The organism is Bartonella doshiae NCTC 12862 = ATCC 700133 (genome assembly GCF_000278155.1).
GTDB classification, from domain to species: Bacteria; Pseudomonadota; Alphaproteobacteria; order Rhizobiales; family Rhizobiaceae; genus Bartonella; species Bartonella doshiae.
Genome location: NZ_JH725095.1, coordinates 386338 through 396125 on the forward strand (window position 1 = coordinate 386338; position 9788 = coordinate 396125).

General features: G+C 37.4%; 9 protein-coding genes and 1 pseudogene. 6 read left to right on the forward strand and 4 right to left on the reverse strand.

The genetic code is table 11. The features are described 5' to 3' along the window. Together MCS_RS04640 and MCS_RS04645 are read left to right on the forward strand one after the other, a co-directional pair. The gene (locus tag MCS_RS04640) at positions 1-1035 is read left to right on the forward strand and encodes a methionine ABC transporter ATP-binding protein (protein ID WP_004856084.1); all 1035 of its coding nucleotides are present in this window, start codon (positions 1-3) and stop codon (positions 1033-1035) included. Next, entirely contained in the window at positions 1028-1687 is a 660-nt protein-coding gene (locus MCS_RS04645; protein WP_004856085.1) for a methionine ABC transporter permease, read from the forward strand. The genes MCS_RS04640 and MCS_RS04645 overlap by 8 nt, the downstream gene beginning before the upstream one ends. Before the next feature lie 6 nt (positions 1688-1693). Here MCS_RS04645 and MCS_RS04650 read toward each other — a convergent pair. Beyond that, a pseudogene (locus MCS_RS04650) lies at positions 1694-2205 on the reverse strand (MaoC/PaaZ C-terminal domain-containing protein). Positions 2206-2339: 134 nt separating this feature from the next. Here MCS_RS04650 and MCS_RS04655 point away from each other — a divergent pair. Then, on the forward strand, positions 2340-3671 hold the full coding sequence (locus MCS_RS04655) for an NAD(P)H-dependent oxidoreductase (protein ID WP_004856088.1): 1332 nt from the start codon (positions 2340-2342) through the stop codon (positions 3669-3671). A gap of 836 nt (positions 3672-4507) precedes the next feature. Here the strand turns inward: MCS_RS04655 and MCS_RS08840 are convergent. Continuing rightward, positions 4508-4636, reverse strand: a complete 129-nt coding sequence (locus tag MCS_RS08840; RefSeq protein WP_280176720.1) for a hypothetical protein — start codon at positions 4634-4636, stop codon at positions 4508-4510. Positions 4637-4967: 331 nt separating this feature from the next. Further along, positions 4968-5216, reverse strand: a complete 249-nt coding sequence (locus MCS_RS04665) for a hypothetical protein (protein ID WP_004856090.1) — start codon at positions 5214-5216, stop codon at positions 4968-4970. Positions 5217-5537: 321 nt separating this feature from the next. Here MCS_RS04665 and MCS_RS04670 point away from each other — a divergent pair, with 321 nt between their 5' ends. Genes MCS_RS04670 through MCS_RS04680 form a run of 3 tightly spaced genes read left to right on the forward strand, consistent with a single transcriptional unit; the run spans position 5538 to position 8288 of the window. After that, the gene (locus MCS_RS04670; RefSeq protein ID WP_004856091.1) at positions 5538-6281 is read left to right on the forward strand and encodes a creatininase family protein; all 744 of its coding nucleotides are present in this window, start codon (positions 5538-5540) and stop codon (positions 6279-6281) included. An 11-nt stretch (positions 6282-6292) separates the two neighbouring features. Further along, entirely contained in the window at positions 6293-7306 is a 1014-nt protein-coding gene (locus MCS_RS04675; RefSeq protein WP_004856092.1) for a CobW family GTP-binding protein, read from the forward strand. 10 nt (positions 7307-7316) lie between these two features. Then, positions 7317-8288 (forward strand): WD40 repeat domain-containing protein, encoded by a 972-nt coding sequence (locus MCS_RS04680; protein WP_004856093.1) that lies wholly within the window; start codon positions 7317-7319, stop codon positions 8286-8288. Positions 8289-8559: 271 nt separating this feature from the next. Here the strand turns inward: MCS_RS04680 and MCS_RS08685 are convergent. Then, on the reverse strand, positions 8560-9788 hold a 1229-nt coding region (locus MCS_RS08685), incomplete at its 5' end, for an autotransporter domain-containing protein (protein ID WP_004856094.1).

A 9788-nucleotide genomic window follows, 5' to 3' on the forward strand; every position in this document is an offset into this window, starting at 1 on the left:
ATGGAAAAACCTGCTCTGATCTCCTTAAAAAATATCAGCCGTTGTTATAGCAAAACGGCTGGTACTCCAGCGGTTAATAACCTATCCTTGAATATTCATGCAGGTGAAATTCTTGGCATTATAGGACGCAGTGGAGCAGGAAAATCCACACTTATTCGCTGTTTAAATGGATTAGAAGAAATTGATGCAGGATCCATTTTTTTTGAAGGCGTGGATATTTCAAATCTATCAGAGACAGAATGGGCACCTTACCGTCAACGTATTGGAATGATTTTTCAACATTTCAATCTTTTATCATCACAAAATATTCTTGATAACATTGCATTGCCCCTGAAATTAATAGGTATCAACAAAAAACAACGCTATAAACGTGCTCTTGAACTCATTGAATTGGTAGGATTATGTGGTAAAGAATATTGTTATCCAGCAGAATTATCAGGCGGACAAAAACAACGTGTTGGTATTGCACGCTCTCTAGCAGCTAATCCTAAAATATTGTTATCAGATGAAGCAACTTCTGCTCTTGATCCTGAAACAACACAATCTATCCTAGAGCTTCTTGCTGATATTAATAAGCGTCTCAATCTTACCATCGTGCTCATTACCCATGAAATGGAAGTTGTGCGTGCTATTGCTCATCGCGTTGTTGTTCTCAATCAAGGACGCATTGTGGAAGAAGGACGTGTGAAGGATATTTTCACCTCACCGCAAGATGATACAACCATTGCCATGCTCAAGCTTGTCACGCCACAACTTCCTGAAAAATTTGCAAAAAATCTTCAATCGATAGGCAAAGAAGCTATCATTGAAATCAACATTGCAGGTGAAATCGCTCAACAACCTTTTCTCCATCTTCTGGAAGATGAAATCGGTTTAAGAGCACGTATTTTGCATGGTGGTATTGATACAGTCCAAGGCGAAACTATCGGACGACTCTTCTTGGGTCTCCCAAACCAAGACAAAGAAGCTTTAGAAAAAGCTGTTCAATGGCTGACTGAAAAAGGGCGATATTGCGAGGTTTTAGGTTATGTTTAACGTTCTCTCTCATGAACTCCCCAATGCTGTTCTTGATACAATATTGATGACAATCAGTGCTTCTTTTATGGCACTTATTATAGGGCTCCCCCTGGGTCTCCTACTTTATACAACCGCACGTGGAGGGATTTTTGCCTCATGGCTTATCAATCGCCCTTTAAGCATCATTATTGATAGTATTCGCGCCATTCCCTTTATTATTCTTGCGTTTTACCTTCTCCCACTCACGCGTATAGTTGTAGGAAGAGGTGTGGGAATACCTTCTGTAATCTTTATACTTACCATTTCAGCTATTCCGTTTTATGCACGAATGGCCGAACTCTCTTTTAAAACGGTTGAAAATGGTCTCATTGAAGCGGTCCGTTCCATGGGGGCAAGTCGTCTTCAAATTATTAGGCATGTTCTTATTCCTGAAGCACTCCCTAGTCTGATCACGGGTTTTACAGTCATGATTATTTCTCTTATCGGAGCCACTTCACTTGCTGGATATCTTGGCGGAGGTGGTTTGGGAGATATGGCGATTCGCTATGGCTATCAGCGTTATAATACCTCGATTATGACAAGCGTCATTATTCTTTTGATCATTCTTAACGTTATTATCCAATGGTCTTCTGACAAAATTGTGCAAAAGCTTGATAAAAAAAGGCATTAAAACAATTTAGAAATTTGCATACATCTTTCCAACCATGGCAACGATAAGCCATTGAGCACAGTGAGGGCTGTTCACTAGCTGTTTTATTTCAGTGTCACTCTATAATGAAGAACAATGCGGCGAGAAGAACGAATCTCAGCATCATTTAAAATAAAACGCGCTCGTACCCGCGAACCAATCTCTACCGAACTCATAAATGAACTTTACCAAAGCCATAATTGATCTCCATTGCTGCTCCCTCCAACTCTGGAAGAGCCTTATAAGCGCGTGTAGACAAAAGTGATAATATCAAAAAACTGTAAGCAATAGTCGCACAAAAAAGAGTTTCTTTTGCTTTTTCTTCATCCACATGAACCCATTGATAATCATCCGTTGTGTATGCGAATTAATTAATCATATCCTGTGTAATAAGACGCCATTGTGATAAGCTCATTTCTTTTTCCAATGAAACCTGCTATATTCTGCATTACTATTTTTTCTGTATAATGCCATTCTTGTTTTATTTGACAAAAGCACATACACCCTCTTGCGTTTATAAAATCCATTTATTAGAGAGCATCAATAATAAATGATTGACAGTTTCAAGAGTACAGGCGTCTATGAATAAGAAAACTATCTTTTTGATAACGTAATTTTCAAATAGGAAAAAAGAATGGCAAGTAATGTGAGCCTAACGGGTTTGGCACATGATTTAAAGCAACGCGCAGAAAACCATCCCCCTATCCGTATTGGACTGATTGGTTGTGGTGAAATGGGGACAGATTTATTATCAAGTGTTGCTCACATGGAAGGCATAACGGTCGCAGCTGTTGCTACCCGAACACCATCACGTATTTTTGATGCCGCAACATTAGCCTATGGCGAAAATGGGCATGCACGTGAAGTTGAAAATACCAATGCCCTAACCCAAACCATTGAAAAAGGTTTGATTGCAGCTACAGATGATATTGACCTTGTTTTACGCCATGAACAAATTGATATTATTGTTGATGCAACAGGCTATCCTGAAGCTGGAGCAGAAATTGGCTTCAAAGCGCTTGAAAACAACAAACACCTTGTCATGATGAATGTTGAAGCTGATGTTACGATTGGCACTTATCTGAAACATGAAGCAGAAAAACGAGGTCTCATTTATACCCTAGGCGCTGGCGATGAACCAACTTCCTGCATGGAACTCATCGAGTTTGTTTCAGCCCTTGGGCATAAAATTGTTGCCGCAGGAAAAGGAAAAAACAATCCACTTCTCTTTGATGCCACACCGGATGCTTACGAAGAAGAAGCATTACGACGTAATATGAATGTCCGCATGCTGGTTGAATTTATCGATGGCTCCAAAACGATGGTTGAAATGGCAGCAATTGCCAACGCAACTGGACTTCTGCCCGATTGCCCAGGAATGCACGGCCCAAAAGCTTCCCTCCAAGATTTAAGCAAAGTACTCATTCCAAAACAGGATGGCGGTATTTTAAACAATTATGGTGTTGTAGATTATTCGATAGGACAAGGTGTTTCCCCAGGTGTTTTTGTCATTGCAGAAATAGCACACCCACGTCTGCGTGAACGTATGGAAGATTTAAAAGTTGGACAAGGGCCTTATTTTACCTTTCATCGTCCCTATCATTTAACCGCAATGGAAGTTCCGCTAACCTGTGCACGTATCATGCTTTATGGCAAAAAAGACATGGTACCCCTTAGCACTCCAGTAGCAGAAGTTTGTGCTGTTGCTAAAAAAGATTTACACCCTGGTGATCAACTAGATTTTATTGGTCTTTACACTTATCGTGCTTGGATAATGAACAGTGCAGAAGCACGCGCTCATCACGCCATTCCCTGTGGTCTTTTGGAAAAAGCAACAGTGACAGCAAATATTAAAAAAAATGAACTCATTACAGTACACAATACTGCTATTCGTGAAGATCAGTGGATCGCACGTCTTCGTACCAAACAAGACCATTTGCTTAACGATCTCCCTTCCTCCCACTAATGCATGAGCGTGAGCTTCTTGTTTTTAGTCAAGATATTGATTCATAAAGATAACTATTTATTTTAACTTGGATGAAAGCTTCGAATACAGCGGATTTTACTTATTTCAAACCCTTTTATGACGCATCAATAAAGACCATTCATCTGTACTTTATAAATGAAATTGGCCTATGGATAAAATTATTTAAGAAAGAAGGAAATATACTCCTTATGAAGAATCTCAATGCATGAGTAATCGCAACATGGGAAGATAGCAAAATAAGTGAGAGGCCACACTTATACTTTACATCAATAAAGATGACCGCGCCCAATGAATTTCATATCTCCTCCTTCACAGAAAAGTATCCTGAAAGATGATTGTGGACAACGAGAGAGATATCATCAAAATAATACATCGATTTACAAATATAATTTATCATCTTTCGTATTGATTGGCGTCTCAAATATAGAAATATTTTTATATTATACATTTTGAATTAAAAATAATATTTAAACGTGCTTTTATCAACGATCTTCACACAAAAATAAATAGGAATATTGGGAGATAATAAAAAAAGACAGTACTAGCTTTCTGCTACAAAATAACCATAAACCGTCAAAAGAGCATTTTATACTCTCTTCCATAATTTTTATACCCAATGCAGCGTAAAATATCATTTTTTAAACAATAAAATGAAGAGTAAAATTCACCGATGGAATCGGTGAATCCTCTTCTAAATTTAAAGTAATAACGCTATAAGGGACACGATAACGCCTGGTATATTTCCTGTAACTAAAGAAGAAAACAATGTAATAATACCGAAACCATCCCAAAATGCTGTAAATAAAGACACTTTTTCAGTCTTTCCGAAAGCCAATCCGTCCAGCCCCCCAAACATCACGAACCACGGCTGCACTTAATGTGCCCATCATTGTATTCTTTTCTAGCACAACAACAGCTCTACCCTCTTGAAATTGTACTTTCACAATGTTTGCATTACCCTCTACAGTTTGTACAAAAAAAGAATAAATGCTGTAAAAACACATAAAAATATACGATTTTTAAATATTTGAAACATAGCTTTCTTTGCTCCATTTTTTCTTCACTGAATAAATAAAAGTATATTTACATTTATAAAAACAAAAATTTTATCTAAGCACTTTAATACATAAAAACATGATATGTAACTATGTAGGATGATTATATATAACATTATGTTATATATGTAAATACACAAAAAAATATAATTTAAACTTACAAAATATAAAATAAAACTTACAAAATATAAAATAATTGAATAGAGATATTAAATTAACATTATTTTTTAAATACTACAGGAGCAAAATAAACGTTATCATTCATCCATGCCAAAATATCATCTCTAGAAACTTTAAAAAGATTCATTTTAGCACAAGAAGCAGAATTGAAGTCAAAGTCTGTGATAACCACAACCTCCGCGATAACAAAAATACTTTGGTTACTCTCTATCCGTGAAAAAAGAGAAATATTTGCGACTTCATCTAAACTTAAGTTTTCAGTAGACAGATGAAAAAGTCTATTTTTCATAATATGATGTGAAGTATTTGATCTTCCTGAAGACCAACTTACTAAAAACAAGAGTATAAATCGAATACTCCTACAAACTTTACCTCCTCTTTGAATAGTTCTAGCCCCATGCTATATCAAAAGCATCTTCATATTATATCAAAAATAGAAGTACTTTTCTCAATGAGACCTTCACCGTTTTAAATAGATCTCTCACTTCCATTACACACATATAATATGCAAATGCTCTTATTTGCGTTTTTCTGATATATAGATTAAAATTGTTAGAAGTGACCCCACCATTTTGATCTCTCTACTTCTAATGACTTTGGGCAATAAATTATGACATCGGATACGCCTTTCCTTGCTCTGTTGCCCTTGGGCGCACACGAATATCACGGAAATCATCTCCCTTTTGAAACCGACTGGATCATTGCTGAAGCTTTTGCAAAAGCACTGACTATACAAACACAAGAGCAATTTCATATCGCGCTCTTACCGGTTGAAAAGATTGGCTATTCAATAGAACACATGGATATTACTGGCACACAAACACTCACCTTTTCTGATGCCATAGAACGATGGATCAATATAGGTGAAAACTGCTATCGTAAAGGGATTAAACGCTTTCTTCTTCTTAATGCTCACGGAGGTAATTCACCTTTAATGAGCATTGTCATCACTGAATTACGAAAGCGTTTTTCAATGCTAGCAGTAGCGACAAGCTGGACTCGTTTTGGCTTACCGGAAGGCCTGATAAAACCATCTGAACACCATCTTGATATCCATGGAGGATTTATTGAAACCTCTTTAATGCTTTATTTAGCACCAGAAAAGGTGCATATGGAAAAGGCAGAAAATTTCCATAATAAGCAATCTGATATGATTGCCAATTATCGGTATTTACGCGCCTATGGTCCTCATGCCTTTGGGTGGACAATGCGTGACCTTAACCCGCAAGGAGCAGCAGGAAATGCAAGTAAAGCAACATCACAAGCAGGTGAAGCTATCTTCTCTCATGTTCTGTGTGGGCTCAGCGATTTACTTTATGATATCAATCAATTTAAAATAAGCACATTACGATAAAAGGCGCAGCTATGAAAAAAACACAAAGTACGTCCGACAAATTTCCAGTTACAGTGCTCACTGGTTATCTTGGATCAGGAAAAACTACTCTTCTTAATCGCATTCTTGGTGAAAATCACGGGAAACGCTATGCAGTTATTGTCAATGAATTTGGTGAGATTGGTATTGATAACGAACTTATCATTAAATCAGATGAAGAAATTTATGAAATGAATAATGGCTGTATTTGTTGTACCGTACGCGGCGATCTTATTCGTATTTTGGAAAGCCTAATGCAACGCTCTCATCGATTTGATGCCATCATTATAGAAACAACAGGGCTTGCTGATCCTATTCCCGTTGCACAAACTTTTTTTATGGACGAAAGCATAAATAAAAAAACAATCCTCGACAGTGTCATAGCAGTCGTTGATGCAAAACATTTTCCGCTCCAACTTAAAGAGAGCCATGAAGCCGAAGATCAAATTGCTTTCTCTGATATCGTTTTACTCAATAAAATTGATCTTGTCAGTGTAGAAGAACGCGCACATGTTGAATCGCTCATCCTTGCAATTAACCCACGAGCAGTAATTTATACAACCAATCGTGCTAACATTCCTCTTGATAAACTCCTTAATCGCGGATCATTTGATTTACAACGCACTTTAGATAATGATCCCAACTTTCTCGATCTCCAACATTCAGATCATCATGATTGCAATCATGATCATGAACACATATCCACCACTCATGATATTACCATAACTTCTGTGAGTTTAAAAACAGGAACGCTGCAACCAGAAAAGTTTTTTCCGTGGATTCAACAAGTTACGCAGCGACAAGGTCCTAATATTTTGCGTTTAAAAGGTATTATCGCATTTCAAGGAGATAATGATCGTTATGTCATTCAAGGCATACACATGATCCTTGAAGGAGAACATCAGCGCCCATGGCGTGATGATGAAAAACGTGAAAGCCGCCTTGTCTTTATCGGTCGTGCTCTTGATGCTGAAAAACTTAAAACTGGTCTTGAAAATTGCGCATAAGCGAGTAAGAATGCAAAGCATAACCAATTATAATCTCCAAAGTTATTGTCTTTCCTGTGGTTTTATTGACAATAAACCCGCTTTTGTTTCAGTAGAAGGTCTGATTGTTTTTTTAAATCCAGCCCCACAAATCTTTGAAGTTCATCAAGGAATAATTTCAAGCCATTTTTCTCACGATAATACAGCTATCATTACAGGTGGAGAAGATGGAAAAGTCTGCCAAACCACAGCAGATGGCTGTATAGAAATACTAAACAAACAAGAACGTAAATGGATAAGCAATGTTGCTTTCGGACCACAAAAGGTTTTTGCATTTTCTTCTTCACGTCTTACATTAGCAAACGTTGGCGAAGGAATACAAGAACTTATGCATCAACACAGTGTGGAAGGCATTGCTTTTGCTCCTAAAGGCTTACGACTTGCAGTTGCTCATTATAATGGTGTTACACTTCATTGGTTATCAACAAAAGCAGCACCCACTACATTAAACTGGAAAGGAGCACATTTAGGTGTTACTTTTTCACCAGATAATCGCTATGTCATTTCAACGATGCAAGAAAATGCCCTACATGGCTGGTGTCTTACCAATCATCAACATTTACGCATGAGTGGCTACCCAAGTAAAGTCAAAAACTGGTCTTGGAGCTCAAAGGGAAAATGGTTAGCAACATCAGGCGCATCAGCCGCAATTGTTTGGCCTTTTCATACAAAAAATGGACCTATGGGGAAAACTCCTCTAGAACTTGGAACACGAGCAAATGCGCTTGTCAGTACTGTTTCATGCCACCCAAGTGAAGAAGTTATCGCTATAGGATTCAATGATGGAATGATTTTATGTGTACATTTTCACAATGGAAAAGAAATCCTTCTCAAAAACAGTGGAAAAAGCGCTATTTCAGCGCTAAACTGGGATAAAATAGGACACAATTTAGCCTTCGGGAGTGAAGACGGAGAATGTGGCGTTATAAACATCACTAATTAAAAGTGAGCTTATTTTCTTATTCAAAAATTACTGATAACAGGACTTATTAAAAACATTATGTATCAAAAATAGAAAACAAATCTAATTCAAAAGCAATAGCTAGATGAATATAAAAAATGAGATATACTGTTCACATAAGTAAGTCATTTTGCCTATCTTTTTGATAAAAATTTCACATAATATGAAATTTAGAAGCTTTAAACAAACTCGATTAACTATATGTTTTTTCACAAACAGCTACGAATAATATAGTGATGCATAATGCGTTTATTCAAAAATGATAGCGTATTTTTCCAGCAAAACTTAGCCCAGAAAACCCTGCATTAGTAAGCTTATTCTGATAAATCAGATCCCCATAGAGAGCAAACTTTGAAGACAATTTAGCACTTAAACCAACTCCTGCTTCCAAAGAGGAACCAAACATTCCAAGCTGAAAAGCATTTTTAAAGTACACAAACTGTCTATCTCCAAAACTTTGCATAAAGTGAAGCTTTGTATAAAAAGAAACAATACGGGCTTCTTGATGCGCAAAAATAGTTTTGGTTAAACGCCCACCAACACGTACCGTCCATTGATTAAACTTTCCCATATCAATATCAATATCATCAACATCACGAACATGATCAAACTGAAGATGTTGATAAATAAGCTGAACCTGCGGATCAAAAACAACACCGTTATTCCCTATTATAAATGCTTTACTGCTTGTCAACGAAGTATTGAACTGTTTACCCTTTAACGTTGCTGTCTTGCCTCGTACGTCCGTAAAGACATCTCCCTTTAAAAAGCCATAAGAGAGCACCCCATCTATATAAAATCCTATATCATTCTGCAGACTTCCATAAGCAGCAAGTGACCATTTATCAAATGCGCTCTTTTTGCTTTCTTTAACATTCTGAGGATTAAGAGAAAGACTCCCATAACCTCCCATAACTCTAAAGGATGTACGATTGTGTAAACCCTCAATCTCCTTCAGAAAAACACCTGCTTCAAATGCATTATAATCAAGTTCAGCTCCATACCCATACTCAAAAGCAGAAAGATTTGAAGCATAACGGTGACTTCCACCATAACTTCGTACAAGAAATGCTGAATTTTCATCACTCTTTAAAGAATAACTGAAAGCATCTCGAATTACCTCCAATTTCTTATTGTGAATGGTGAGATCCATCAAACCAGCATGGAATAAAGCATTTGGCAAAAGGAGATATGTTGGCAACTGCGGAACAACAGCCTTAATTCCAGACTCGGGCTGAATATCAGGTTTAATAGGAACAGGCTGAATTTGTGAAGGTTTACTTGGATCAGATTGTGCAGACGAAGAAGGCGCAGGTGTATCAGGTATAAATGGAGTAGGTGCAGGAGCTACAGGTGCAGGAGCTACAGGTGCAGGAGTTACAGGTGTAGGAGTTACAGGTGTAGGAGTTACAGGTGTAGGAGTTACAGGTCTAGGAGCTACAGGTGCAGGAGTTACAGGTGTAGGAGTTACAGGTGTAGGAG